This window comes from Salipiger marinus (assembly GCF_035481585.1).
In the GTDB taxonomy this organism is placed as follows: Bacteria; Pseudomonadota; Alphaproteobacteria; order Rhodobacterales; family Rhodobacteraceae; genus Salipiger; species Salipiger marinus.
Genome location: NZ_JAYKSL010000005.1, coordinates 201,230 through 228,018, shown reverse-complemented (window position 1 = coordinate 228,018; position 26,789 = coordinate 201,230). Strand labels below are relative to the sequence as shown.

The window sequence follows — 26,789 nt, the reverse complement described above, 5'->3', positions numbered from 1 at the left end:
CGGATGCTCCGGCGCGCCACCCTCCTGCAGCCTTGGTCGCGGCAAGGGCCACGTCAGCATCGGACCCCGGCCCGACCGGCTTTCCGGGCCGGGTGATCTGCAGACCGCCACGGTGCCTGTCAGACCCTGCGGGACCGATGCGCCGGTCGGTCGCGGCCACAGGGGACCGCATGCCCAGTTATGATGGCGAGCCGGTTTGGGGAAGACGCGACGGCTTCTCCTTCCGTCCAAGACCACCGGACCCGGTGGAGATGCGGCGCCGGGACAGTTCCGCCGCCTTAGCGCGTGAGGCCCCAGAAATTCGCGATGTGACGGGTGGAGGAGATGCCGACATCCAGCATGTATTTGCTTTCCTGCCCAAGGCCTTCGTCGCCCTTTGCGCAGATCGGGGTGCCGTGGCCCATATCCTCGATGATGTATTCCTCGATCACCACCCGCCCGCGCGGATCACACCAGATCCGCCGCGCGGCGCCGTCGACCGTTTCGATCCGGGTCGGGGTTTCCGCAACCTTGTGGATCCTCTTCCACTGCCCGACGATCCGGTCGGCATTGGATCTGTCGACGGTCTCGTCGCTGCCGCCATGCCAGACAGAGATCGTGGGCCAGCGGCCGGTAAATCTCGAGGCGCCGCGGACCAGCGCGTGGAGCTTGCGGTCCGACGGGCTGCCAAAGCCTTTCATGCGGAAAAACGCCTGCATCAGGCTGTCCGCGCTGCGATAGGGGAGCCCGGCGATGATCGCGCCGCCTGCAAACACCTCTGGATAGGTCGCCAGCATCACGGAGGTCATGGCCCCGCCAGAGGACAGGCCGGTGATGAAGATGCGCGCCGGGTCGATGGCGTGATCCTTGGCCACCTGACGGATCATCTGCCGGATCGACAGCGGTTCGCCGCCGCCGCGCCGGTTGTGCCGCGACTTGAACCAGTTGAAGCTGCCGATGGCGTTGTTGGTTTTCCGCTGCTCTGGAAACAGCAGCGCCACCCCGGCTTCGTCGGCAAGAGCCGACCAGCCGGAGCCCACATCATAGGATTCGGCGGTCTGGGTGCTGCCATGCAGCACGACGACCAGAGGGCCGTTTTTGGGAAAGCCCTTCGGGATATAGGTCTTTGCCGCCAGCGAGCCGGGATCGGTCCCGAACCCGTCAAGGACGGTCAGGTGATCGCGGAGGTCCGATTGTTGAGGAAGAGACTGATTTTGCATTGAATTTGGCTCCGTCGCGACACCCTTCGGGGTCAACGCCAAGAAATCCTCCCTGCATCCAAGGTAATGCTGCGACGCAGCAAGACCAGTGCGGCGGATGCCAGAACCGGATCTTACCTTGCGGCAGTGCTGCCTGCGGGGGCCGCCGCATGCCCGCCCGGCCCTGATGCATATCAGTGCGCGGGTCTGGGCATCGGCCTAGGCTCGGGCCTTCCCTGTGCGACAGGCGCGCAGCATCAGCCGAAAGGAGCCCCCATGCCCGCTGTGCTGTCCGAAGGGCGGGTTCATGCCGTGCGGGGTGCTGTCATCGATGTGCGCTTTGACGCGGGCGCCCTGCCTGCGCTGAACGAGGCGCTGACCGTCGCATGGGACCGTCCCGAAACCCTGACGCTGGAGGTTCAGGGGCACCTTGACCTGACCACGCTGCGGGCGGTCGCGCTGCAGGCGACGGCGGGTCTGGCGCGGGGCGTCACCGTGCGCGCCACCGGCGGCCCCGTCACCGTGCCGGTGGGCGAGGCGGTTCTGGGGCGGCTGCTGGATGTGACGGGGGTCGTGCGCGACCTTGGAGAGCCGCTGCCTGCGGCCACGCCGCGCCGGTCGATCCATGCCGCGCCGCCGCCGCTTGCCGCGCAGGCCACCACGACCGACCTGTTCGAGACGGGCATCAAGGTGATCGACCTGCTGACCCCCATGGCGCAGGGCGGCAAGGCCGCGATGTTCGGCGGCGCGGGCGTGGGCAAGACGGTGCTGGTGATGGAGCTAATCCATGCCATGGTCGAAAAATATCAGGGCATCTCGGTCTTTGCGGGCATCGGCGAGCGGTCGCGGGAGGGGCATGAACTGCTGACCGAGATGGCGGAGTCCGGCGTCCTGCCCCGCACGGTGCTGGTCTATGGCCAGATGAACGAACCCCCCGGAGCGCGCTGGCGCGCGCCGCTGACCGCGCTGACCATTTCGGAATATTTCCGCGACACGAAACACCAGAACGTGCTGCTGCTGATGGACAACGTGTTCCGCTTCGTTCAGGCCGGGGCGGAGGTGTCGAGCCTTCTTGGCCGACTGCCCTCGCGCGTGGGGTATCAGCCGACGCTGGCCACCGAAGTGGCGCGGCTGCAGGAACGCATCGCCTCGGTCGCGGGGGCGGCGGTGACCTCCATTCAGGCGGTCTATGTGCCTGCCGACGATTTCACCGATCCGGCCGTGACCACGATTTCCGGGCATATGGACTGCGTGATCGTCCTGAGCCGCAGCTTGGCGGGGCAGGGGGTCTATCCGGCGGTTGATCCGCTGGCATCCTCGTCCACTCTGCTGGATCCGGCTGTGGTGGGAGAGGATCATTACCGGACCGCAGGCGAGGTGCGCGAGATGCTGGCGCGGTTTGCCGAACTGCAGGACATCATCTCGCTGCTGGGGGTCGATGAACTGGGCAGTGCGGATCGCAGCGTCGTCACCCGCGCCCGGCGCCTGCAGCGTTTCCTGAGCCAGCCTTTTGCGGTGACCGAAGCCTTTACCGGCACGCCGGGCCAGTCCGTTGCCCGCGCCGACACGCTGGCCGGGTGTCGCGCCATTCTGGAGGGCGAGACGGACGCATGGGCCGAAACCTCGCTTTACATGGTGGGCACGCTTGCCGATGCCCGCGCGAAAGAGCAGGCCGCGCATGAGCCGCCCCATGTCCCTGCGCATCCTGACCCCGCTTGCGATCATCGTCGACCAGCCGGTGCGGAGCCTGCGCGCCATGGATGCCAGCGGCAGCTTCGGGATCCTGCCCGGACATGCCGATTTCCTGACCCGGCTTGCGGTCTCGGTCGTCTCCTGGACCACGCCCGAGGGGGGCGCCCGGTTCTGCGCCGTGCGGGGCGGGGCGCTGACGGTGCGCGCGGGCAACGTTGCCATCGCCACGCGCGAGGCGGTGACGGGCGATGATCTGGCAACGCTGGACCGCGAGGTGCTGGCCCGCTTCCGCGCCGAGCTGGACGAAGAGCGGATCGAGCATGTGGAAACCACCCGCCTGCAGCTGACCGCCATGCGGCGGATGCTGGCGCGGCTGCAGCCGAAACCAAGGGGGGCGGGGGCATGAGCGACCCGCAGGACACTGACCCGCTGCTTCGCGAAGTGCGCAGCCATCAGGCGCGGTGCGCGGCTTGGCTGCGGGACGGCGACGCCTCGGTCGGGCGGCGTCTGGCGCAGATCGGCGTGCTGGGCTGGATCATCGTGGCGCCGATGCTGGGCGGCATCGCCTTGGGCCGCTGGCTGGACGGGCGGTTCGGCACGGATCTGTTCTGGACGGCGCCGCTGCTGCTGGTGGGGCTCGGGCTTGGCGGCTGGGGCGCGTGGCGCTGGATGGGCAGCGCATGACCGATCCGGTGATCCTCGGGCTGTGGCTGGCGGGCGGTGCCGTGGGCGGCCTGATCTATTTCCGCATGGTGCGGCAGAGTGCCGGGCTGCTGCTGTCGGGGCGGCGCGGCGCACCGCTGCTTGGCGGGGCGCTGGTGCTGCTGCGCATGGCCGGGATTGGCGGCGGGTTGTTCCTGGCCGCGATGCAGGGCGCCGGGCCGCTGCTGGCCGCCGCGCTTGGCCTGCTTCTGGGGCGTCATGCCGTGATGCGGCGGGCCGCGTGATGGAAAGCCCGCTGGAATCGCTGCCGCTGGTCATGCTGGGCCCGGTGCCGATCATGGCCTCGGTCGTGGTGACATGGGCCATCATGGCGCTGCTTGTGCTGGGGGCCGCCCTGCTGGCCCGCCGCCTGCGGCTTGTGCCGTCGCGGGTGCAGACCGCTGCGGAACTGCTGGTCGGCACGGTCGACAGCCAGATCCGCGACGTGACCGGTGCGCCCCCGGCGCCCTACCGGGCCTTTGTCGGCACGCTGTTCCTGTTCATCCTGATGGCCAACTGGGCCTCGCTGATCCCCGGCATCACCCCGCCCACCGCCACCATGGAAACGCCTGCGGCCCTTGCGGCGCTGGTGTTTCTTGCGATCATCCATTTCGGCATCAGGGGCGGGGGGCTGCGCGGCTTCCTGCGCGGCTTTGCCCGGCCCAACCCGGTGATGATCCCGCTCAACATTCTGGAAAGCCTCACCCGCAGCGTGTCGATGTTCGTGCGGCTTTTCGGCAACGTGATGAGCGGGGTCTTTGTCATCGCCATCGTCGGATCGCTGGCCGCGCTTCTGGTGCCGATCCCGCTCATGGTGCTCGATCTGCTGACCGGCGCCGTGCAGGCCTACATCTTTGCCGTGCTGTCGATGGTGTTCATCACGTCCGCCGTCGAAAAGGGCCAACCCGAACCCAAGGACATCTGAATGGAATATGTGAACATCGTCAGCATCGTCTGCGCCGCCTTTGCGGTGTCCTTCGGCGCGCTTGGCCCCGCGCTTGCCGAAGGCCGCGCGGTTGCCGCCGCGATGGATGCCATCGCCCGGCAGCCCGAAGCCGCCAACACCATCTCGCGCACGCTGTTCGTGGGGCTTGCCATGATCGAGACCACGGCGATCTACTGCCTTGTCGTCGCACTTCTGCTGCTTTTCGCCAATCCGATGATGCCATGACCTTTGATGTCTGGACGCTGGGATTTCAGGCGGTCAACGTGCTGGTTCTGGTGTGGCTGCTGCACCGGCTGTTCTGGAGGCCGGTTGCCGCCATGATCGCCACGCGTCAGGCCGCCGCCGCGACGCTGCTGGACGAGGCCGGGGCAAAGCGCGCCGAGGCGGAGGCGGCGCTGGCCGGGATCGCCGCCACGCGGGCGGGGCTTGCCGCAGAGCGTGACGCGATGCTGGACCGCGCCCGCCAAGATGCGGCGGCGGCGCGCGAGACCCTGCTGGCCGAGGCGCAGGCCGAGGCGGAAGCCCTGCACGACACCGCCAAGGCGGCCCGCATCCGCGCTGCCGCAACGCTGAAGGCCCATGCGATGGACGAGGCACAGATGCTTGCGGTGACCATCGCCAGTCGGCTTGTGGCGCGCCTTGACGGTCCGGCGACGGAGGCGGCCTTTCTGGGCTGGCTGGTGCAGGGTCTGGCCGCGCTCTCTGGTCCCGAGCGTGCCGCACTTGCCGCCGAGGATCTGGAACTGGTCAGCGCGACCGAACAGGGCATCCCCGCGCAGGAGCGGATCAGGGCCGCACTTGCCACCGTGTTCGGCGCGCCGGTCGTCTTTGCCCTGCCCACCGATCCTGCGCTGATCGCGGGGCTGGAACTGCACGCGCCGCATTTCAGCCTGCGCAATTCGTGGCGGGCCGATCTGGCCCGGATCGCCGCAGCGCTTGGCGAAACGGATGGTCTGTCCGATGCCGCATGAGGCCCACTGGCTGACAGAGGCCACCGCGCGCGTGCAGGCCACCGGTCTGGGCCCCGCCGCCGAACACCGGGGCCGGGTCGAGGAGATTGCCGATGGCGTGGCGATGATCTCCGGCCTGCCGCAGGTGCGCCTTGACGAACTGCTGCGCTTTGACTCCGGGGCGGTCGGCTTTGCGCAGGTGCTGGAACCCGACCGGATCGGCTGCGTGCTGCTGGAGGCCGCAGCGGCGCCACAGGCCGGGGATGCCGTGCGGGGCACGGGGGATGTGGTCCGCGTGCCGGTCGGCCCCGGCCTGCTGGGCCGCATCGTCGATCCGCTGGGCCGTCCGCTGGACGGGCGCGGGCCGGTGGTGGCCGAGGCAAGCCTGCCGGTCGAACGCGAGGCCCCCGGCATCATCGAGCGGGATCTGGTGGTCCATCCGGTGCAGACCGGGGTGCTGGTGGTCGATACGCTTTTCGCCTTGGGGCGGGGGCAGCGCGAACTGATCATCGGGGATCCGGCCACCGGCAAGACGACGCTGGCTCTTGATACCATCATCGCGCAGCGCGACAGCGACCTGATCTGCGTCTATGTCGCCGTGGGGCAGAAAACCTCTGCCGTGCGCCGGGCGGTGGATGCGCTGATGACCCATGCCGCCTTTGACCGCTGCATCGTCGTGGTGGCCGGGCCCGCGACCCCGCCGGGCCTGCAATGGATCGCCCCTTATGCGGGCATGACCATGGCCGAGCATTTCCGCGACAGCGGCCAGCACGCCCTGATCGTGATCGATGACCTGACCAAACACGCGGCGACCCACCGCGAAATCGCGCTGCTGACCCGGCAGTCGCCGGGGCGCGAGGCCTATCCGGGCGATGTGTTCTACGTGCATGCGCGGCTGCTGGAACGCGCGGCGAAGCTGTCGCAGGCCAAGGGCGGCGGCTCGCTCACCGCCCTGCCGATTGCCCAGACCGAGGCGGGGAACCTTTCGGCCTATATCCCCACCAACCTGATCTCGATCACCGACGGGCAGATCGTGCTGGGCGCGGCGCTGTTTCAGGAGGGGCAGAAACCCGCCGTCGATGTGGGGGTGTCGGTCAGCCGGGTGGGGGGCAAGACGCAGGCGCCCGCGCTGCGCGACGCCGCGACATCGCTGCGGCTGGATTACGCGCAGTTTCTGGAAATGGAGGTGTTCACCCGTTTCGGCGGCACCATCGAACCCCGGGTGCAGGCACAGCTGACGCGGGGGGCCCGGCTGCGTGCGGTGCTGCGCCAGCCCCAGCACGCGCCGATGCGGCTGGACGAGGAAGTGGCGCTGGTGATGGCGGTGCAGGAGGGGCTGCTGGACGGGCTCGCGCCCGAACAGGTCGCCAGCCTCCGCAACCATCTTGCAGAGACGCTGGAGCCGGGTGCCGCCGCAATCCTGCGCAAGATCGCGGCGACCGGCACGCTCGACGTTGCGGACAGGGCGGCGCTGCTTGCCGCGCTGCGCATGCGCTCCGCCGATGTCTGACGCGGATCTTTCCGCCCGGATCGACGGCATCCGTCAGCTGGGAAGCGTGGTGCGCGCCATGACCGGGATCGCGGGCGCCCGCGCCCGCACCGCCCGCCAGCAGATGGCGGCGGTCGAGATCTATGCCGCCACGCTGCACGACGCGGTGTCGCAGGGTCTGGCGGGGCCTGATCTGGCGGAGGACAGGCTGACGGCGCGCCCTGCGCTGGTGGTGTTCTGTGCCGAACAGGGCTTTGTCGGCGGGTTTACCGACCGCGTGCTGGAGGCGCTTGGCGCAGTGCCGCCGGAAACCGACCTGTTCCTGATCGGCAGCCGGGGTGTGGCGATGGCGACGGCGCGCGGCCTGCATCCGGTCTGGGCGGCTGCGATGCCGTCGCGATCTGCCAGCCTGCCCAAATTCGCGGACCGTCTGCTGGCGGCGGTGTTCGCGGACAGCGGGCTGCGCGCGGTGTCGGTGGTTCATGCGGTCTGGACCCGCGGACAGGTCACGACCGACCGCCGCGTGCTGTTTCGGGCGCCGCGCGCGGAGGGGGGCGCCCCCTGCGCCGCGCCGCTTACCAACCTGCCTGCCGCCGATCTTGCCGCCGCACTCGGGCTTGATCAGCTGCACGCGGCGGTGACCCGGGCGGCCCTGCATGCCTTCGCTGCCGAGAACGAGGCGCGGATGGCCACCATGTCCGCCGCCTCGCGCCAGATCGAGGCTGAACTGGTCGCGCTGGACGCGCTTGCCCGCAGGCAGCGGCAAGAGGCGATCACCGCCGAGATCATCGAAATCGCCTCTGGCGCAGAGACCGGGCGCTAAAGCCTGCCGCGTGTCGTTGCGCGGACCTAACCTGCGTCAGCACGGCCCGGCCTCCGTCAGGCTAGCGTGATCCCGACGCGTCATCTCAGGGAAGCAGTCTCATGCCATCCACCGAAGAGCCCGCCGCGAAACCCAAGCTCCGTTTCCCCTCCGCCTTTACAATCCTCTTTGCCCTGATCGTCCTTGTGGCGGCGCTGACCTGGATCATTCCGGCGGGCCAGTACGAGCGCGTCACCTCCGAAGCACTTGGCAAGGAGGTGCCCGTGGCGGGCAGCTATGCGCCGGTGGAGGCGGATCCGCAGGGCATCTTCGACGTGATCCTTGCCCCCATCGCGGGCTTTTACGACCCCGTCACCTATGTTGCCCGTGCCATCGACGTGTCGCTGTTTGTCCTTATCATCGGCGGCTTCATCGGGGTGGTGACCGCAACCGGCGCCATAGATGCCGGGATCGCGCGGGCCATGGTCCGGCTGAAAGGCCGCGAGATCTGGATGATCCCGTTCCTGATGGCGCTCTTTGCGCTGGGGGGCACGACCTATGGCATGGCCGAAGAGACGCTGGCCTTTTACGTCCTGCTGATCCCGGTGATGATCGCCGCCCGATATGACGCGCTGACGGCGGTGGCGGTCATCCTGCTGGGCGCCGGGGTCGGCGTTCTGGGATCGACGGTCAATGCCTTTTCGACCGTCATCGCCTCGGATGCGGCGGGCGTGACCTTTGCAGACGGTCTGGCGCTGCGGCTGGTCATCCTTGCGCTGTGCTGGGCGGTCACGGTCGCCTTTGTGATGCGCTACGCGGCGCGGGTGCGGGCCGATCCGACACGATCGCTGGTCTATGACCGCAAAGCCGCGAATGAGGCGCATTTCCTGTCCGCAGCCCCGGCGGAGGCTGCGACCTTCACCGGGATGCACAAGATCGTCCTGATCCTGTTCGCCCTGACCTTTGGCGTGATGGTCTGGGGCGTGGTGCTGGGCGGCTGGTGGATGGCCGAGATGAGCGGCCTGTTCCTTGCCGCAGCGATCCTTGTCGGTCTCATTGCCCGGCTGGGCGAGGGCAGGCTGGTTGACAGTTTCGTCAGCGGCGCGCGGGATCTGCTGGGGGTGGCGCTGATCATCGGTCTGGCGCGCGGCATCGTCGTGGTGATGGATGCAGGCCACATCACCGACACCATCCTGCATGCGGCGGAAACCGGCGTCGGCGGCCTGTCGCGGACCGCGTTCATTCTGGTGATCTACTGGATCGAGGTCGGGCTGTCGTTCTTCGTGCCCTCCACCTCGGGCCTTGCCGTGCTGTCGATGCCCATTCTCGCGCCGGTGGCCGATTTTGCGCAGGTCAAGCGCGAGCTGGTCGTGACCGCCTTTGCCACCGCCAGCGGCATGGTCAACCTGATCACCCCCACATCGGCTGTCGTGATGGGCGGGCTGGCCATTGGCCGCGTCCCCTATGAGCGCTGGCTGCGCTTTGTCTGGCCGCTGCTTGTGGTCCTGACATGTATCGTCATGGCCGCGCTTGCGCTGGCCACCGTGCTGGGAGGCACCCCCACATGACCCTGACCTATGGCGTTCATTCCGAGGCGGGCGTGCTGCGCCGCGTTCTGGTCCACCGGCCCGGATCGGAAATGGCGCGGCTGACCCCGGCAAACGCGGAAAGCCTGCTGTTTGATGACGTGCTCTGGGTGAAACAGGCGCGCATCGACCACATGGCCTTTGTCGATGTCCTGCGCGACCGGGAGGTCGAGGTGGTGCTGCTGCGCGAGATGCTGGAGGTGGTCGTCGCGGATCCCGTGGCCCGCCGCTGGCTGCTGGATGCGCGGATCAACGACAATTCCGTGGGCGTGGGTCTGGCGCGCGATCTGCATGCCTGCCTGATGGAGCTGTCGGCCAATGCGCTGACCCATATCCTGATCGGAGGCATGAGCCGGACCGAACTGCCCATTCCCATGGCCGGGGTCGTGGCGCCGATGCTGCGCGACGAAGATTTTCTGCTGGCCCCGATGCCCAACCAGATCTTCACCCGGGACAGTTCGGCATGGATCTATGGCGGGGTTGCGCTGAACCCGATGTTCTGGCCCGCCCGGCGGCTGGAGACGCTGAACCTTGCCGCGATCTACCGGTTTCATCCCGATTTCAGGACAGCCGAATTTCCGGTCTGGTTCGGGGATCCGCTGACCGATCACGGGCAGGCCACGCTGGAAGGCGGCGACGTGATGCCCATCGGCAATGCAACCGTGCTGGTCGGCATGGGCGAACGCAGCACGCCGCAGGCGGTGGGACAGCTGGCGCGTTCCCTGTTCGCCGGGGGCGGGGCAGAGCGGGTGATCGCCTGCCAGTTTCCCCGCGCCCGGTCGTCCATGCATCTTGATACGGTCTTCACCTTTTGCGACCGCGATCTGGTGACGGTCTTTGCCGAGGTGGTCGACGCCATCCAGACCTATTCGCTGCGCCCGGACGGACGTGGGGGCCTGACCGTCACCACCGAGACCCGGCCCTTTCTGGAAGTGGTGGCGGGCGCGCTTGGCCTTCGGGCGCTGCGCACCGTGCCGACCGGCGGCGATGCCTATGAATCGCAGCGCGAACAGTGGGATGACGCCAACAATCTGCTCTGCCTCAGCCCGGGGGTCGTGGTCGGCTACGAGCGCAACACCCATTCCAACACGCTGCTGCGCAAGGCGGGGGTCGAGGTCATCACCATTTCCGGTGCCGAACTGGGGCGCGGGCGCGGCGGGTCGCACTGCATGTCCTGCCCGCTGATCCGCGATGCGCTGTGACGCGCTGCAAGGCGCCCGATTTCCTGAAAGGATGACCCGATGCCGCAAAATCTGCATGGACGCAGTTTCCTGAAACTGCTCGATTTTTCACCCGACGAATTGCGCCTTCTGCTCCGGCTTGCCGCCAGTCTCAAGGAGGCGAAGGCCACCGGAACGGAAACCCAGCTTCTGAAGGGCAAGAACATCGCGCTGATCTTCGAAAAGGACAGCACCCGCACCCGCAGCGCCTTCGAGGTGGCGGCCTTCGATCAGGGCGCGCATGTCACCTATCTGGGGCCGACGGGCAGCCATATCGGCACCAAGGAGACCATGAAGGACACCGCCCGCGTCTTGGGACGGTTCTATGACGCCATCGAATACCGGGGCTTTGGCCAGTCCGATGCCGAGGTGCTGGCGCAGTTCGCCGGGGTGCCGGTCTATAACGGGCTGACGGACGAGTTTCATCCGACGCAGATTCTGGCCGATCTGATGACCATGCGCGAATATACCCACAAGCATCTGTCGGACATCGCGTTCTGTTTTCTTGGCGATACCGGCGGCAACATGGGAACGTCGCTGATGGTGGGTGCGGCCCTGATCGGGATGGATGTCCGGCTCTGTGGTCCGCAAAGCCTCTGGCCCGACGCGGCGCTGGTGGATCACTGCCGCAGGCTGGCGGAAACCAGCGGCGCGCGCATCACCCAGACCGAAAATCTGGCCGAAGGGGTCGAGGGCTGCGATTATGTCTATACCGATGTCTGGGTGTCGATGGGCGAGCCGGACAGCGTCTGGGCCGACCGCATCGCCCTGCTGTCGCCTTTTGCGGTGACACAGGCGGTGATGGATCTGACCGGCACTCCGCACAGCAAGTTCCTGCATTGCCTGCCGGCCTTTCACAACCGCGACACGAAAACGGGCGAGAAAATCTTCCAGACCTATGGCATCGACTCCATGGAAGTGACCGACGAGGTGTTCGAATCCCCCGCCTCGGTCGTGTTCGATCAGGCCGAGAACCGGCTGCATTCGATCAAGGCGGTGCTTGTCGCCACCATGGGCGCCTGAGATGCGCATCGTGGTGGCCTTGGGCGGCAATGCCCTGCTGAAACGCGGCGAGCCGATGACCGCAGAGGCGCAGCACACCAATGTGCGCGTCGCGGCGGCGGCGCTGGCCGATCTTGCGCGCGATCATCAGATCATCGTCGCGCATGGCAACGGTCCGCAGGTCGGGCTGATGGCCCTGCAGGCCGCCGCCTATGCAAAGGAGACGGTCTGGCCGCTGGACATCCTTGGCGCCGAGACGGAAGGCATGATCGGCTATCTGATCGAGCAGGAACTGATGAACGCGCTGCCCCGGGGCACCGATTGTGCCACGCTGCTGACGCGGGTGGAGGTGGATCCGCAGGATCCCGCCTTTGACCAGCCCACAAAACCCATCGGCCCGGTCTATGGAACCGAGGAAGGCCGCCAGATCAGCACCCGGAACCGCTGGTCGATGGTCGAGGAATCGAAGGGCGGGTTGCGCCGGGTGGTGCCGTCGCCGCTGCCGGTGGCCATACTGGGGCTGAAGCCGATCCGTCTTCTGGTCGAGGCCGGGGTTTGTGTCATCTGCGCGGGAGGGGGCGGCATTCCGGTGGTGCGCGGCGCCGATGGCCGGATGGAAGGGGTCGAGGCGGTAATCGACAAGGACCGCACCTCGGCCCTGCTGGCAGAGGCGCTGCAGGCGGATGTGCTGCTGATGCTGACCGATGTGGAGGCGGTTTTCCGCGACTGGGGCGGGCCGGATCAGTCGGCGATTGCCAGCATCACGCCGGATGCGCTGGCGGCCATGAGCTTTGCCGCAGGCTCGATGGGGCCAAAAATCGCCGCCGCCTGCAATTTCGTGCGCGGCGGTGGCACCATGGCCTGCATCGGGCGCCTGCAGGATGCGCGCGACATCGTGGAGGGGCGCGCAGGCACGCAGGTGCGGCTTGACCTTCTGGCGCCGGACCATCGGTCAGTGACCGAACACCGCTGCGCCCGGCTGTCCTGATGCCAGGCTGACGCAGCGGGGTGACGCCCGCTGCGCCGCGTCACTTCAGCAGCGGACCGTCGTGATCAAGATAGGTCTTGTCGAAATCCGCCAGCAGCACCAGCGCGTCAAGATCGTGGATTTCCACATGGCCGTGCTGGAAGGTCACCAGCCCTTCTTCGCGCAGCTCGCGCAGAACGCGGTTCACATGCACGGCGCTCAGCCCCAGCGCATCGGCCAGCAGGTATTGCGACAGCGGGCAGTCATAGCCCGAGGTGGTGCCCAGCCCCACCAGTTTCAGCCTTGCGCCGAGTTCCAGAAGGAAATGCGCGGTGCGTTCCTTGGCATCGCGGCGCCCGATGCCCACCAGATGCTCCACCACCATCGCCTCGTCCCGCGATGCCGCCCAGAGCATGGCCGTGGCCAGCCGTGGCGTGTTGCTGAAGGTTTCCAGCAGGTCGCTGGCCAGCACTTCGGAGGCTTCCAGCTGCGTGACGGGTTCGATGTTGTGATCCGACGTGCGGAACAGCACCGACCGCAGGCCCAGAAAATCGCCCGGGATCTGGAAATCGACGATCTGCCGCGTGCCCCCGGTCAGAAGCTTGTAAGAGCAGGCCCAGCCCGAGGCCAGAATATAGGCGGACTGGTTGGTCTGGCCCTGATGCACGATGTCCCGACCGGCGGGAAACTGCTTCTTGCGGACATGAAGCTTGTCGATGGCCGTGATCTCTGTCGCGGACAGGGCGACGAAGGCGCCAAGTTTGCGCGCGAACGGGCTTTGCAGGGCGGTCAATTCCGACGCTCCTTTGCTGGCAGATGTCTGGGGTCAGGCGTGTGGCGCCGGGGCGCCGGGCGGCGGCCGTGCCGATACGGTCGGTCAGACTGATCTGCCTCAGTGCAGGATACCACACAACTGCGAGACAGGTGGAATGTTCCTGTCCCGGACCTCCTGTCCCGGGGCCTGCCCCTGTAAGGTCATGTAAGGTCACACCAAATGTCAGAAATTCACGATGTCCCCGGAACGGCGGCGCTTGCCATCTGCGAATCGCTCCTGCTTGCGCTGAACGACCGCAACATTCTGCCCGAACACGAAATCCTCGGCATCCTGCGCGATGCCGCCGCCGCACATTCCAACGATACCGGCGCGGATGGTCAGGCGGAGCTTCACGAAGCCGTCGCGGCACTGATCAACGGCATCATCCTTGGCGGAAACTCGGTCCGCCGAAGGTAACGGCGGGATCTGGCGCAGGGCGCCCGGCAGACCCGGCGGCACTGATCCATGATAGCGCGGCCGCAGCTCAGGACCGCTAGTCCTGACCACACACCCCTGCCTTTCCCCCATCACCTGCGCCGCGCGGCATGTCGGGGACCATCCCCCTCCTTCGCCGCCCGCGCCCGAAAGGACCTGCCATGAACTGGAATCAGATCGAGAACAACTGGGCGGCCATGACACGGCGCGTGCGGCCGGACTGGACGGCGCCCGCCGCCGCGAATGCCGCAGACGACCGTGCGGACAGTGGCGCAGCCGGGGACGCCCCCGGTCTCATCGAGAACAGCGCCGCCCCGGCCCCCACGGCGGACACGACCCTCCTTCCTCGTGAGCGCGCGTGAGCGCAGCAGGCACCGCATACGCCCTGCGCCAAGCCGCCAGCCGGATCACCGGACTCCTTCGGCCTGAAACCGGCCTGTGGCGCGACACGACCGCGATCCGCTCCGAACTCTTCGGCACCGAACGGCTGGAGCATCATGCCCTGACGCTGGCTGCGGCGCAGACCGTGGCCCGCGTTCCGGGGCGGCGGGTGCCCAAGCTGACCGCGCGCGTCAAGAACAACGCGCATTCCCTGCTGGGGGCATATCTGGGCTGCGCACGGACGGTGGAGGCGGGGCGCGCCATCACCCCTGCCGCCGAATGGCTTCTGGACAATTTCCACCTTGTCGAACAGCAGCTGCGCCAGATCGACGACGATCTGCCCGAAGGGTATTACCGGCAGCTGCCGAAGCTGGCTGACGGCCCCTTTGCGGGCTATCCGCGCGTCTTCGGGCTGGCATGGGCCTATGTCGCCCATACCGACAGCCTGCTGTCGGAGCCGGTGCTTGCCGCGTTCGTAAAATCCTACCAGCAGGTCAGCCCCCTGACGATCGGGGAACTGTGGGCCGTGGCGATCACGCTGCGGATCGTGCTGATCGAGAACATGCGCCGCCTTGCCGACCAGATCACGCTGGGCAACAGCCAGCGCAGGATTGCCGATGACATCGTCGACCGGGTGCTGGCGGCCCGCAAGGATCCGGCACAATCCCCGCAGGCGGCGCTGCGCGCCGCGATTGCCGGGCTGGAATCGGCACCGCTGGACGAAATCCTTGCGGCGCAGATCGCCAAGCGGCTGCGCGGCTTTGATCCGTCCGACACGCCGCTGCACGCATGGCTGGCGGATCGCCTGCACCATCAGGGATCCTCCATCGAGACCGTGGTGCAGAACGCCCAGCTTCGGCAGGGCGCGTCCAACGTGACGATGCGCAATATCGTCACCAGCATGCGGCTTGCCTCGGAACTGGACTGGGCGGATTTTGTCGAGGATGTCAGCCTGATCGACAGCCGCCTGCGGGCGAAGTCCGATTTTGGGCAGATGGATTTTGCCACCCGCAACAGCTACCGCACCACGATCGAGGTGCTGGCGCGCGGCTCCGGCCAGACCGAGATCGCCGTGGCGCAGGCGGCGCTGGATTTTGCTGCCCTGCATGACGAGGCGCGTGACCCCGGCTTCGGCCTGATCGGCCCCGGGCGCCCGCGCTTTGAACGCGAGCTTGGTTTCCGGCCCGGCCTGCGGCTGCGCATGGCGCGGACGGTGGGCCGTCTGGGGCTGCCCGGCTATCTGGGCGCCATCGCACTTGCCACGGCGGGCGTTCTTGCCCTCGCGCTCTGGCTCAGCGGGGCGGGCGGGCTGGCGCTGATCCTGCTGGCGCTCACCGGCCTGCTTGCCGCCTCCGAAGCTGGCACCGGGCTGGTCAACACCGCCGTGACCCGAATCCTGCGCCCGGATCTGCTGCCGGGGCTTGATCTGACCGCCGGGATTCCGCCGTCTCTGCGCACGCTGGTCGCGGTGCCGGTGCTGCTGCAGGATGCCGATGATCTTGCGGCGCAGATCGACCAGCTTGAGGTGCATCACCTGTCCAGCACCGGCGGCGCGCTGCATTACGCGCTGGTGTCGGACGGGCCGGATGCGGCCAGCGAAACCACGCCGCAGGACGCGCCGCTGATCGCGGCGGCCCATGCGGCCATGGCCCGGCTCAACGCCCGCTATCCCTCCGATCAGGGCACCCGGTTCCTGTTCCTGCACCGGCGCCGGCTCTGGAATGCCTCGGAAGGGGTCTGGATGGGCTGGGAACGCAAGCGCGGCAAGCTGACCGAGCTGAACCGCCTGCTGCGCGGCGCCACCGACACGAATTTCCTGCCGCAGACGGGGGTGCCACAAGAGGTCCGCTTCGTCATCACGCTGGATGCCGACACCCGGCTGCTGCGCGATACCGTGGCACGGCTGATCGGCAAGATGGCGCATCCGCTGAACCGCGCGGTGGTCGATCCCGTCAGCCGCCGCGTCACCGGCGGTTATGGCATCATCCAGCCCAGCGTCACCCCAGCGCTGCCGGTCGGCAGCGAAGGATCGGTATTCCAGCGGGTCTTTTCCAGCCCCGGCGGGATCGAACCCTATGCCGCGGCCACCTCCAACATCTATCAGGATCTGTTCGGCGAAGGCTCCTTTACCGGCAAGGGCATCTATGACGTCGATGCCTTCGCCGCCAGCCTTGCCGGGCGGGTGCCGGACAACACCCTGCTGTCGCATGACCTGTTCGAGGGGGTGTTCGCGAAGGCGGGGCTTGCCTCGGACATCGACGTGGTCGACGCCTTTCCGGCCCGTTACGATGTCGCCACCCGCCGCCAGCACCGCTGGGTAAGGGGCGACTGGCAGCTTCTGCCGTGGCTGCTGCGGTCGGGAAGCGGGCTGTCCGTGCTTGGCCGCTGGAAGATGATCGACAACCTGCGCCGCGCGCTTGTGGCGCCGCTGACGCTGGCCGCACTGGCCACAGGCTGGCTTCTGCCCCTGCCGGTGGCGGCGGTCTGGACCTTGGCGGTGCTGGCGATGCTGGCGCTGCCGCATCTGCTGGGCCTGCCCTTTGCCGTCCTGCCAGGGCGCGCCGGGATCACCTCGCGCAGCCATGTCGCGGCCCTGCTGGCGGAAACCCGCAGCGCGCTGGCGCAGATCGCGCTCAACACCACGTTCCTGCCTGACACGGCATGGCAGATGCTGGATGCCTGCCTGCGCACGCTGATCCGGCTGGGTGTTACCCGGCGGCATCTGCTGCAATGGGTCACTGCGGCCTCCACCGGTGCCAGTGCCCGGCCCGGCCTGACCGCCCAGTATCTGCGGATGGCAGGAGGGCTGGTGCTGGGGCTTGGCGTCTGCGCCGTGGCGCTGACGCGCAATCCCGGCATCTGGCCGGTGGTGGTGCCCTTTGCGCTGCTCTGGCTTGCAGCCCCCGCCATCGCGCATCGCATCAGCCTGCCGCAGCGCGACCGCGCCGCGCTGCCGCTGGGCCAGCCAGAGGCGCAGGCCCTGCGTCTGATCGCCCGCCGGACATGGCGCTATTTCGAAACCTTCGTGACCGAGACCGACAGCTTCCTGCCCCCCGACAACTTTCAGGAAATCCCGGCTCCGACCGTGTTTCACCGCACCTCGCCCACCAATATCGGGCTTTATCTGCTGTCCGTCACCGTCGCCCGCGACATGGGCTGGATCAGCCAGATCGCCGCCGTCACCCGGCTGGAGCAGACGCTGGCGACGCTGGCGCGGATGCCGAAATTCCGCGGCCATCTTTACAACTGGCATGACACGCGCGACCTGCAGGTTCTGGACCCGGCCTATGTGTCTTCGGTGGACAGCGGCAACCTTGCGGGCCATCTGATCGCGGTGGCGCAGGCCTGCCGGGACTGGCAGGACAGGCCGCTGGACGAGCCCGCCCGCCGCGCGGGCCTGTCCGACGCGCTGTCGCTGGCACAGCAGGCGCAGACCGCCGAGCTGTCGCCGCTGCTGGACCGGCTGCAGGCCGCCATGGCGCGGGGCGATGGCTTTGCGCTGCTGCAGCCCATGGCCAGCGACGCTGCGGCCAAGGCCCACGCGCAGGATCCGGACAGCGATCTGGCCTTCTGGTGCGGCGCCGCACGGGACTGCATCGCCGCCCATCTGGAAGACACGGCGGCGGAGAGCGCACCGGATCTGGCCCGCGTCGAGGACCGCGCCCGCAGCCTTGCCCTGTCGATGGATTTCGGCTTTCTGCTCGACCCCGAGAAAAAGCTGCTGTCCATCGGCTTTGCCGTCTCCACCAACACGCGCGATCCGAACTGTTATGACCTGCTTGCCTCCGAGGCGCGGCTTGCCAGCCTTTTTGCCATCGCCAAGGGCGACGTGCCGACCCGGCACTGGTTCCGGCTGGGCCGCGCCGCAACGCCGGTCGGCGCCGGATCGGCGCTGATTTCATGGTCGGGCAGCATGTTCGAATATCTGATGCCGTCGCTGGTGATGCGGGCCCCGGCGGGGTCGGTGCTGGAACAGACCAACCGGCTGATCGTCAGGCGCCAGATCGCCTATGGCGCCTCGCATACGATGCCATGGGGCGTGTCGGAATCCGCCTATAACGCCCGCGATCTGGAAATGACCTATCAGTATTCCAACTTTGGCGTGCCCGGGCTTGGCCTGAAACGGGGGCTGAACGAAAACCGGGTCATCGCGCCCTATGCCACCGGGCTTGCCACCATGGTGGACCCGCGCGCGGCGCTGCGCAATTTCGACCGGCTAGCCGAAATCGGCGCCGGGGGCCGCTTCGGCTTTTACGAGGCGGTGGATTTTACCGCAAAGCGCCTGCCTGCCGACGCGGATCATGCCATCGTGCAAAGCTTCATGGCGCATCATCAGGGCATGACCATCGCCGCCATCGCCAACACGCTTCAGGCCGGACGGCTGCGCACCCTGTTTCATGCCGAACCGATCATCCGGGCGGTCGATCTGCTGCTGCAGGAACGGGTGCCGCGCGATGCCACCGCCGCCCTGCCGCGCGCGGGCGCCGTACAGGTGACGGCGGCAGAGATCTCTGACGCGCCGGTGGTGCGCCGCTTCGATGCCCCGGCTGAGGGCATGCCGACCGGGCATCTGCTGTCGAATGGCAGCTATGGCGTGGCGCTGACCCCCACCGGCGGCGGCTACAGCCGCTGGCGCGATCTGGCCATCACCCGCTGGCGCGCCGATCCGACCCGGAACACGCTGGGGTCGTTCATCTTTGCCCGCGATGTCAGGACCGGCGCGCTCTGGTCCGCCGGGGTGCAGCCCACGGGTGCCGATGCGGACCGCCATTCCGCCACCTTCTGCGAACATCACGCAAGCTTCGTGCATCAGGGGCGACGGCTGAGCATGACCACCGAGGTCGTGGTCTCTGCCGAGGACGATGCCGAGGCGCGCCGCGTCACGCTGACCAATACCGGGGGCCGGGCCCGAGAGATTGACCTCACCTCCTATGCGGAACTGGTGCTGGCCCCGCCCGCCGCCGATCTGGCGCATCCGGCCTTTTCAAAGCTGTTCGTGGTGACCGATTTCCTGCCGGAACTTGGCGTCATCATCGCGACCCGCCGCCGCCGCACCCCCGCCGATCCCGAAGTCTGGGCGGCGCATATCGCCGTGGTCGAGGGCAAGGAAACAGCCCCCCTGCAGCATGAAACCGACCGGGCGCGGTTCATTGGCCGCGGACGCGACATCGGCACGGCGGCGATGCTGCAAAGCCCGCTGTCGGACACCACCGGCACCGTGCTCGATCCGGTGTTTTCGCTGCGCCGCCGCGTGCTTGTGCCCTCTGGCGGGATGGTCCGGGTGACCTTCTGGACCGTGGTCGCCGCCACGCCAGAGGCGCTGCTGGATCAGGTGGACCGTCACCGCGATCCGTCCGCCTTTGAACGCGCGGTGACCCTGTCCTGGACCCAAGGTCAGGTGCAGCTGCGCCATCTTGGCGTCAGCTCTGCCGCCGCCGCCGATTTCCAGCGCCTTGGCGGCATGATCCTGCGCGACGATCCGCGCCTGCGCGGCACGGGGGGCCAGATCGAAGCCGGGCTGGATCTGCAATCGGCGCTCTGGCCCATGGGCATTTCCGGTGATCTGCCGATCCTGCTGTTCCGGATCAGCGACCCCGAGGATACCGCCGCCCTGCACGAGGTTCTGGCCGCCCATGAATACCTGCGGATGCGGCAGCTGGATGTGGATCTGGTCATCCTGAACGACCGCGCCGCCTCTTACGTTCAGGACATGCAGATCGCCATCGAGGTTGCCGTGCGCTCCGCGCAGTCGCGCCCCCGCAGCGACGCGCCCCGGGGCGGTGCCCAAGGCGCCATCCATGTGCTGCGCGCCGATCTGGTCACCTCCGGGCAGCGCGCGATGCTGGTCGGGGTGGCCCGGGTGATCCTGCTGGCCAGCCGGGGCAGCATCGGCGACCAGATCGACGCGCTGGCGCCCGGGGCACCGCTGAGCCCGGACACGCCCGCCGCGCGGGCCCTCCTGCCCGAGGCCAGAGCCGCGGTCAGCGCGACCGGCACCGAGGATCTGGAGTTTTTCAACGGCACTGGCGGCTTTGCCGAGAATGGCCGCGAATATGTCACCGTGCTGCGCGACGGGCAGACCACCCCCGCGCCATGGATCAACGTCATCGCCAACCCGTCCTTCGGCTTTCAGGTCTCGGCCGAGGGCAGCGGCGCTGTCTGGGCCGAAAACAGCCGCGAAAACACCCTGACGCCGTGGTCGAACGACCCGGTTCGCGATCCCGCCGGAGAGGCGATGTATCTGCGCGACAGCGACAGCGGCGCGCTCTGGACCCCGACCGCGCTGCCGGTCCGGGGGCGCGGCACCTATGTCGCGCGGCATGGCTTCGGCTACAGCCGGTTCGAACACGGCGCGCAGGACATCGCCGCCGAGATGGTGCAGTTCGTGCCGATGGAGGATCCGGTCAAGATCACCAAGCTGACCCTGCGCAACACCGGCAAGACCGTGCGCAGGCTGACCGTCACCGCCTATGCCGAATGGGTGCTTGGCCCGTCGCGGGCCGCGACCTCGGCCCATCTTGTCACCTCCGCCGATCCGGTGACGGGGGCGATTTTTGCCCGCAATCCCTTTGCCATGGCCTTTCCGGGCCGCGTCGCCTTTGCCGATCTTGGCGCGGACTGTGCCAGCCTCAGCGCGGACCGGACAGAGGTGCTGGGTGCGGCGGGCAGCATGGCCGCCCCCGCAGGCATCGGGGCAGCACCCCTGTCGGGGCGCACCGGACCCGCGCTTGACCCCTGCGCCGCCCTGCAGCGCCATGTGACGCTGGCCCCCGGCGAAACCGCGACGGTGGTCTTTCTGCTGGGGCAGGCGGCGACGCCCGAGGCGGCGCAGGCGCTGATCGAGCGTCATCGCGCAACCGATCCCGACACCACGCTGGCCGCCGTGCGGCAGCACTGGACGGATCTGCTGTCCGGCGTGCAGGTCGCCTCGCCCGACCGGGCGATGGACATCCTGCTGAACGGCTGGCTGCTCTACCAGACGCTTGTCTGCCGGATCTGGGCGCGGGCCGGGTTCTATCAGGCGAGCGGCGCCTATGGCTTCCGGGACCAGCTGCAGGACGGCATGGCCCTGACGGCGCAGCGCCCGGATCTGACCCGCGCCCATCTGCTGCGCGCGGCATCCCGGCAGTTTCCCGAAGGCGATGTGCAGCACTGGTGGCTGCCGCATTCGGGGCAGGGCGTGCGCACGCGGATTTCCGATGACCGGGTCTGGCTGGGCTACGGCGTGGCGCAATATGTGGCGGTGTCCGGGGATGCCACGATCCTTGACGAAGATCTGCCGTTTCTGGACGGCCCCGCGCTGCCGCCGGGGGCGCATGACGATTTCTTCCTTCCCACCGTGTCCGAAACCCGTGCCAGCCTGTTCGAGCATTGCGCGCGCGGCATCGATCAGGCGATTGCGCTGACCGGCGCCAATGGCATGCCGCTGATCGGCACCGGTGACTGGAACGATGGCATGAACCGGGTGGGTGAAGGCGGCAGCGGCACCTCGGTCTGGCTGGGCTGGCTGCTGGTTGCCACGCTGGACGCGCTGATCCCGCTGGCGAAAGACCGCGATCCCGCACGGGCGCGGCACTGGAGCGCGCATCGCGCGGCGCTGGTGCAGGCCATCGAACGCGACGCCTGGGATGGGGCATGGTATCGGCGCGGCACCTTCGACGATGGCACGCCGCTGGGATCGGCCACATCGGAAGAATGCCGCATCGACAGCATCGCGCAGTCATGGGCGGTGCTGTCGGGTGCGGCGGATCCGGGGCGGGCGGCCACGGCCATGGCCAGCATGACCGAGCATCTGGTCAGGCGCGATCCGGGCCTTGCCCTGCTGTTCACGCCGCCTTTCCACAACACCCCGCTCGATCCCGGTTACATCAAGGGCTATCCGCCGGGGCTGCGTGAAAACGGCGGACAATACAGCCATGCCGCGATGTGGGCGATCCTTGCGCATTGCCGCATGGGCGATGGCGATGCGGCGGGGGATCTGTTCGCGCTGGTCAACCCGATCAACCACGCCCTGACCGCCAAGGAGGCCGCGCGCTACAAGGTCGAACCCTATGTAGTGGCGGCAGACGTCTATTCCACCGCGCCGCACGAAGGCCGGGGCGGCTGGACATGGTATACGGGCTCTGCGGGGTGGATGTATCGCGCCGGGATCGAAGGGCTGCTGGGGCTGACGCGGGAGGGGCCGGAGATCGTGCTTGCCCCGTGTTTTCCGAAACACTGGCCCCGGATCACGGCCACGCTGCGGCTGGGGCAGACCCATCTTGCGATCACCATCGACAATCCCGGCGGGACCGGCACGGGCGCCGGATCCGCGCAGCTGAACGGTGTCGCGCATCCGGTCGAAAACGGACGGCTGCGGCTGCGGCTTGTCCCCGGCAGGCAGGATCTTGTGCTGACGCTGGGAGGAGGGCGGGTCACAAGCCAGCCCTAAAAATCGGCCCCACCGCGTGAGGGAACCCGCGGTGGAGCCGTCCGGCAGGGTCAGCCTTTACGTGGCGGGACTTTCCGGTTGCCGAATGCCTTGAGAAACTCGCCATCCTGCGGTTTGTTGGCGGCTTCACGGGTTTTGTATTCGCTGGGCTGCTTCACGCTTTTCGGAGTGAGGGAAGCGGCCTTCTTTTTCTTGTTCTTTTCCATGTATCGACCTTTCGAAGCGAGGTGTTCAGAACGTTCTCAGCATCGGTAGCAGGCGTTTTCCGGTGGCAATGGCAGCGGTCCATGCTGCGGCGTCTCCGCAGGCGGGACCGTCCCGACGGGAGTCGGACCGGCAACGCACAGCCCGACAGTAGCGCCCCCCCTGACGGGCGATACAACATGGATCAGTCCCGGGCGCGCGAAGGGGCAAAAGCCAAGGCAGGGGACAGGATGTTTCCGGCCTGAGGCATCCGGGCTGATCCAGGTAAGTGCGGCGCGGGTCCAGTCTGCGATGATGGGATTTCGGGGGTGCAGGCCGTGCAGGCAAAGGGGCGATGCTCCGCGCTGCGGCAGGCAGGCTCCGCTCAGGTGCCGGGCGTGGATCCCTCCTCCGGGTCCGGGCCCCGCACCGGCGCCACTCTTTCAGGAAGGTTTGTCATGTCCCTTGTCAATCTCGTTGTCACGCTGGTTCTGGTGGGTGTGGGGCTGTGGGTGATCAACACCTATGTCCCGATGGATCGCAAGATCAGGCAGATCCTGAACGTGGTCGTGGTGATCTTCGTGATCATCTGGCTGCTTTACGGGTTCGGGCTGATGGGCAACATGGGCGCGATGCGCGTTGGCGGCTGACACGTCCCGTGAGGCTCCGCTGGCGCTTGCCGGTCCGGTCACGCTCGGCACCCTGGACGAGACCGGCGCGCGCCTGCGCCGGGCCAAGGCCGATGTCGCGGTCGATCTGTCGGCGGTCACGGCGCTTGATACCGCCGGGGCTTGGCTTCTGGCCTCGTCGGGCCGGGCTTTTGGCGGGGGCGACGCCGCGCAGACCCTGCTGCTGCGCACCGTGCAGGACGCGCTGCCTGCCCCCGCCAAGGCGCCGCGCCGCAAGATGCGGTATCGCGCAGGGGACGGGCTCGCCTCTGTCGGCATGGCGGTGGGCCGCCTGCTGGCGGCGACCGGCGATAGCCTTGGCTTTCTGGGGCTGGTCATGGCGCGGCTTTCCGGCCTGCTGCTGCGGCCCCGGCGGCTGCGGCTGACCGCACTGGTCCATCACATGCAGGAGGTCGGGCTGAACGCCGTGCCCATCGTGGCGCTGATGGGTTTCCTGATCGGGGTCGTGCTGGCGTTTCAGGGCGCGGCACAGCTGCGCCAGTTCGGGGCAGAGGTCTTTGTCGTCGATCTGATCGCCGTGTCGATCCTGCGCGAGCTTGGCATCCTGCTGACCGCGATCATCGTGGCCGGGCGCTCTGCCTCGGCCTTTACCGCTGCCATCGGGTCCATGAAAATGCGCGAAGAGATCGACGCGATCCGCGTGCTGGGGCTGGACCCGATCGCGCTGCTGGTGCTGCCGCGCTTTCTGGCGCTGGTGATCGTGCTGCCGATCCTTGGCTTTGTCGCCAGCCTGTCGGGCCTTTTTGGCGGCGGGCTGATGGCGTGGATCGAGCTTGGCATCACGCCCAGCCAGTTCCGCACCCAGATGCTGGCGGATGTCAGCGCGGCGCAGGCGCTGGTGGGTCTGGTCAAGGCGCCGGTCTTTGCGGCGATCATCGCGCTGGTGGGCTGCCATCAGGGGTTTCAGGTCAAGGGCGATGCGGAATCGCTGGGGCTGCGCACCTCGCGCGCGGTGGTGATCGCGATCTTTCTGGTGATCGTGATGGATGCGCTGTTTTCCGTGTTCTTTGCGGTCTGGGGGATCTGATGCCGACCGAAACCGTCATTGCGATCCAAGGCCTGACCAACAGGTTCGGCAAGACCATCGTGCATGAGAACCTGTCGCTTGACGTGCGGCGTGGCGAGGTGCTGGGGGTGGTCGGCGCCTCCGGCAGCGGGAAATCGGTGCTTTTGCGCAGCATCGTCGGGCTGATGACCCCCAGCGCCGGGCAGATCACGCTGCTGGGGACCGATGTGCTGGGGGCCAGCGCCGCCGACCGCGCCGCCGCGGGCGCCCGCACGGGGGTGATGTTTCAGGATGGCGCGCTGTTTTCGGCACTGACGGTGCGCGAGAATGTCGAGGCCCCGATGCGCGAACGCCTGAAGGTCGATCCGGTGACGCGACGGGCGCTGGCCGATCTGCGCATCGCCATGGTCGGCCTGCCCGCGACGGCGGGCGATCTTTATCCGGCGGCGCTGTCCGGGGGGATGCGCAAGCGGGCCGGGCTGGCGCGGGCCCTGTCGCTGGACCCCGAGATCCTGTTTCTGGACGAACCCACCGCCGGGCTGGATCCGATCAGCGCCTCGGCCTTTGACACGCTGCTGATCTCGTTGCGTGACGCGCTTGGCCTGACGGTGTTTCTGGTCACGCATGATCTCGACACCCTGCAGGCCACCTGTGACCGCATCGCCGTGCTGGCCGACCGCCGCGTGCTGGTCACCGGCACCATGGCGGAAATGCGCGATGTCGCCGATCCTTGGGTGCATGCCTATTTTCACGGACCGCGCGCCCATGCGGCGCTGGCGGCGGCGGAGGGCTGATGGAAACCCGCGCGCGCTTTGTGCTGATCGGCCTCTTCACCATCCTTGGCCTTGTGGCCATGCTGGGCTTCGTGCTGTGGCTCGCCAAGGTGCAGATCGACCGCACCTATGCGCAATACGACATCCTGTTCGGCACCGCTGCGGGGCTGAGCCAGACCGCCGCCGTCCGCTATAACGGGGTGGATGTGGGCAGCGTCGTGGCCATCGCGCTTGACCGCGACGACCCGGCCCTGGTGCGGGTGCGGATCGAGATTTTTGCCAGCACCCCCGTGCGCACCGACACCATCGCCACGCTGGCCTCGCAGGGCGTCACAGGTGTTGCCTTCATCGCGCTGGAAGGCGGCAGCGCCGGGGCCGACCGGCTGCAGGCCGTGCCCCCCGCCGAACTGCCGGTGATCCGGTCAGAGCGGTCGGTGGTGCAGGATCTGATGGTCACCGGCCCGGATCTGCTGGCCGAGGCGACGGCGCTGATCGCCGAGGTGCGCAGCTTTGCCTCGCCGGAAAACCGCGATGCGGTGGCGGGGATCCTCGTCAACCTGCAGCAGGCGACCGGGCGCATCGATGCGCTGGCCACCCGCGCCGAGGCGTCGCTGACCAAGGTCGATGGCGTTCTTGATGCCGTCGAATCCGGGCTTGGCGCCACCGACGGGCTGCTGGCGCGCGACATTCCCGCGCTGATCGCCGATCTGCGTTCCGCCGTTGCCAGCACCACCGGCGCGATGGCGGCCCTGCGCGGTGTCGTGCAGGGCGAAGTGCCCCGACTGTCCACGCAGGCTGGTGCCCTGATCCAGCAGACCAGCGGCGTGATCGCCACGTTTGACGCGCTTGCCCGCCAGATCGCCAGCGACCCGGGGCGGTTTCTGCTGGGCAATGAAACCCCCGAATACAGGAGATGACCACGATGATGTCGCGCCGCAGGATACTGTCTCTGTCCCTTCTTTCGGCTCTGCCCGGCTGCGGCGCCCTGACCGCCGTGTCAAAGGCCAGCGAGCCGCTGGACACCTACACGCTGTCGCCGCTTACCTCGGGCCCGCCGCTGCGCGGCGGCGAGGGCCATCTGGTTGTCGAACTGCCCACCTCGGGCGGGGAGCTGGCAACCGACCGCATCCTGATGAAGGTCTCCGCCCGGCAGGCCGAATACCTGCCCGAGGCGCGCTGGTCCGAACCCGCCCCGGCGATGATGCAGACGCTTCTGCTGACCGGGCTGCTGTACAGGGGCGGGCTTCGGCTGGTCAGCCGCGCCGGGGCGGGGCTGATGCCGGATTTTACGCTGATGACGGAGCTGCTTGCGCTGCAGGCGGAACTGCCCGGCCCGGTGCCGGGATCGGCGCGGATCCATGTTGCGGTGCAGCTGACCCTGATCCGCGAATCTGACCGCGCGATTGCCGGAACGCGGCGCATCGACAGCATGAGGACGGCCCCCTCCGACAGCACCGCAGCACTGATCGCCGGGCTTGATGAGGCCATGCAGATGGTCTTGGCGGAGGCGGTGGACTGGGTGCGGGGCGCGACGTGACAGCGG

General features: G+C 68.0%; 23 protein-coding genes and 1 pseudogene. 21 read left to right on the top strand and 3 right to left on the bottom strand.

The window, feature by feature from the left end:
* Positions 1-278: 278 nt before the first annotated feature.
* Positions 279-1,199, bottom strand: a complete 921-nt coding sequence (locus VK682_RS09140; RefSeq protein ID WP_089845401.1) for an extracellular catalytic domain type 1 short-chain-length polyhydroxyalkanoate depolymerase — start codon at positions 1,197-1,199, stop codon at positions 279-281.
* A gap of 255 nt (positions 1,200-1,454) precedes the next feature.
* Between VK682_RS09140 and atpD the strand changes: the two are divergent.
* From atpD to arcC, 13 genes and pseudogenes are all read left to right on the top strand, one after another.
* A pseudogene (atpD, locus tag VK682_RS09135) lies at positions 1,455-2,849 on the top strand (F0F1 ATP synthase subunit beta); the annotation flags it as partial.
* Positions 2,830-3,276 carry a F0F1 ATP synthase subunit epsilon gene (locus VK682_RS09130; RefSeq protein ID WP_324781707.1) on the top strand — a complete coding sequence of 149 codons (447 nt, stop codon included), beginning with the start codon at positions 2,830-2,832 and terminating at the stop codon, positions 3,274-3,276. The pseudogene atpD and the gene VK682_RS09130, both read left to right, overlap by 20 nt.
* Positions 3,273-3,554 (top strand): AtpZ/AtpI family protein, encoded by a 282-nt coding sequence (locus VK682_RS09125; protein ID WP_324781706.1) that lies wholly within the window; start codon positions 3,273-3,275, stop codon positions 3,552-3,554. The genes VK682_RS09130 and VK682_RS09125 overlap by 4 nt, the downstream gene beginning before the upstream one ends.
* Positions 3,551-3,817, top strand: a complete 267-nt coding sequence (locus VK682_RS09120) for an N-ATPase subunit AtpR (RefSeq protein WP_230795654.1) — start codon at positions 3,551-3,553, stop codon at positions 3,815-3,817. The genes VK682_RS09125 and VK682_RS09120 overlap by 4 nt, the downstream gene beginning before the upstream one ends.
* Positions 3,817-4,497 carry a F0F1 ATP synthase subunit A gene (locus tag VK682_RS09115; protein ID WP_230795652.1) on the top strand — a complete coding sequence of 227 codons (681 nt, stop codon included), beginning with the start codon at positions 3,817-3,819 and terminating at the stop codon, positions 4,495-4,497. The genes VK682_RS09120 and VK682_RS09115 overlap by 1 nt, the downstream gene beginning before the upstream one ends.
* Positions 4,498-4,743 carry a F0F1 ATP synthase subunit C gene (locus tag VK682_RS09110; protein WP_230795650.1) on the top strand — a complete coding sequence of 82 codons (246 nt, stop codon included), beginning with the start codon at positions 4,498-4,500 and terminating at the stop codon, positions 4,741-4,743. It begins immediately after the preceding gene.
* On the top strand, positions 4,740-5,489 hold the full coding sequence (locus tag VK682_RS09105) for a F0F1 ATP synthase subunit B family protein (RefSeq protein WP_324781705.1): 750 nt from the start codon (positions 4,740-4,742) through the stop codon (positions 5,487-5,489). Before VK682_RS09110 ends, VK682_RS09105 begins: the two co-directional genes overlap by 4 nt.
* Positions 5,479-6,978: a F0F1 ATP synthase subunit alpha gene (locus VK682_RS09100; RefSeq protein WP_230795647.1), complete on the top strand. Its 1,500-nt coding sequence runs from the start codon at positions 5,479-5,481 to the stop codon at positions 6,976-6,978. Before VK682_RS09105 ends, VK682_RS09100 begins: the two co-directional genes overlap by 11 nt.
* Positions 6,971-7,780 (top strand): F0F1 ATP synthase subunit gamma, encoded by an 810-nt coding sequence (locus VK682_RS09095; protein ID WP_324781704.1) that lies wholly within the window; start codon positions 6,971-6,973, stop codon positions 7,778-7,780. Before VK682_RS09100 ends, VK682_RS09095 begins: the two co-directional genes overlap by 8 nt.
* A 101-nt stretch (positions 7,781-7,881) precedes the next feature.
* Positions 7,882-9,327, top strand: a complete 1,446-nt coding sequence (locus VK682_RS09090) for a YfcC family protein (RefSeq protein WP_230795645.1) — start codon at positions 7,882-7,884, stop codon at positions 9,325-9,327.
* The gene (locus VK682_RS09085) at positions 9,324-10,547 is read left to right on the top strand and encodes an arginine deiminase (protein WP_230795641.1); all 1,224 of its coding nucleotides are present in this window, start codon (positions 9,324-9,326) and stop codon (positions 10,545-10,547) included. The genes VK682_RS09090 and VK682_RS09085 overlap by 4 nt, the downstream gene beginning before the upstream one ends.
* 39 nt (positions 10,548-10,586) lie before the next feature.
* Positions 10,587-11,588 (top strand): ornithine carbamoyltransferase, encoded by a 1,002-nt coding sequence (argF, locus tag VK682_RS09080; protein WP_230795640.1) that lies wholly within the window; start codon positions 10,587-10,589, stop codon positions 11,586-11,588.
* A gap of 1 nt (position 11,589) precedes the next feature.
* Positions 11,590-12,555 (top strand): carbamate kinase, encoded by a 966-nt coding sequence (arcC, locus tag VK682_RS09075; RefSeq protein WP_324781703.1) that lies wholly within the window; start codon positions 11,590-11,592, stop codon positions 12,553-12,555.
* A 40-nt stretch (positions 12,556-12,595) separates the two neighbouring features.
* On the opposite strand, the gene VK682_RS09070 is transcribed toward arcC, so the two are convergent.
* Positions 12,596-13,327, bottom strand: coding sequence for a Crp/Fnr family transcriptional regulator (locus VK682_RS09070; protein WP_324781702.1), 732 nt, complete (start codon positions 13,325-13,327; stop codon positions 12,596-12,598).
* A gap of 201 nt (positions 13,328-13,528) precedes the next feature.
* Here VK682_RS09070 and VK682_RS09065 point away from each other — a divergent pair, with 201 nt between their 5' ends.
* The 3 genes from VK682_RS09065 to VK682_RS09055 all read left to right on the top strand — a co-directional run bounded on the left by VK682_RS09065 (position 13,529) and on the right by VK682_RS09055 (position 22,595).
* Complete coding sequence (locus tag VK682_RS09065) at positions 13,529-13,765, top strand: hypothetical protein (protein ID WP_089845377.1); 237 nt, start codon at positions 13,529-13,531, stop codon at positions 13,763-13,765.
* A 179-nt stretch (positions 13,766-13,944) separates the two neighbouring features.
* A complete protein-coding gene (locus tag VK682_RS09060; RefSeq protein ID WP_324781701.1) occupies positions 13,945-14,145 on the top strand; it encodes a hypothetical protein in 201 nt (66 codons plus the stop codon).
* Positions 14,142-22,595, top strand: coding sequence for a glycoside hydrolase family 94 protein (locus tag VK682_RS09055; protein WP_324781700.1), 8,454 nt, complete (start codon positions 14,142-14,144; stop codon positions 22,593-22,595). The genes VK682_RS09060 and VK682_RS09055 overlap by 4 nt, the downstream gene beginning before the upstream one ends.
* A 50-nt stretch (positions 22,596-22,645) precedes the next feature.
* On the opposite strand, the gene VK682_RS09050 is transcribed toward VK682_RS09055, so the two are convergent.
* Positions 22,646-22,801, bottom strand: coding sequence for a hypothetical protein (locus tag VK682_RS09050; protein WP_165616761.1), 156 nt, complete (start codon positions 22,799-22,801; stop codon positions 22,646-22,648).
* Positions 22,802-23,236: 435 nt separating this feature from the next.
* Between VK682_RS09050 and VK682_RS09045 the strand changes: the two genes are divergently transcribed.
* Genes VK682_RS09045 through VK682_RS09025 form a run of 5 tightly spaced genes read left to right on the top strand, consistent with a single transcriptional unit; the run spans position 23,237 to position 26,783 of the window.
* Entirely contained in the window at positions 23,237-23,428 is a 192-nt protein-coding gene (locus tag VK682_RS09045; protein ID WP_089845373.1) for a Thivi_2564 family membrane protein, read from the top strand.
* Positions 23,418-24,494: an MlaE family ABC transporter permease gene (locus tag VK682_RS09040; protein WP_230795634.1), complete on the top strand. Its 1,077-nt coding sequence runs from the start codon at positions 23,418-23,420 to the stop codon at positions 24,492-24,494. Before VK682_RS09045 ends, VK682_RS09040 begins: the two co-directional genes overlap by 11 nt.
* A complete protein-coding gene (locus VK682_RS09035; protein WP_089845371.1) occupies positions 24,494-25,267 on the top strand; it encodes an ABC transporter ATP-binding protein in 774 nt (257 codons plus the stop codon). The genes VK682_RS09040 and VK682_RS09035 overlap by 1 nt, the downstream gene beginning before the upstream one ends.
* A complete protein-coding gene (locus VK682_RS09030) occupies positions 25,267-26,163 on the top strand; it encodes an MlaD family protein (RefSeq protein ID WP_230795633.1) in 897 nt (298 codons plus the stop codon). The genes VK682_RS09035 and VK682_RS09030 overlap by 1 nt, the downstream gene beginning before the upstream one ends.
* A complete protein-coding gene (locus VK682_RS09025; RefSeq protein ID WP_230795632.1) occupies positions 26,160-26,783 on the top strand; it encodes an ABC-type transport auxiliary lipoprotein family protein in 624 nt (207 codons plus the stop codon). Before VK682_RS09030 ends, VK682_RS09025 begins: the two co-directional genes overlap by 4 nt.
* Positions 26,784-26,789 lie beyond the last annotated feature (6 nt).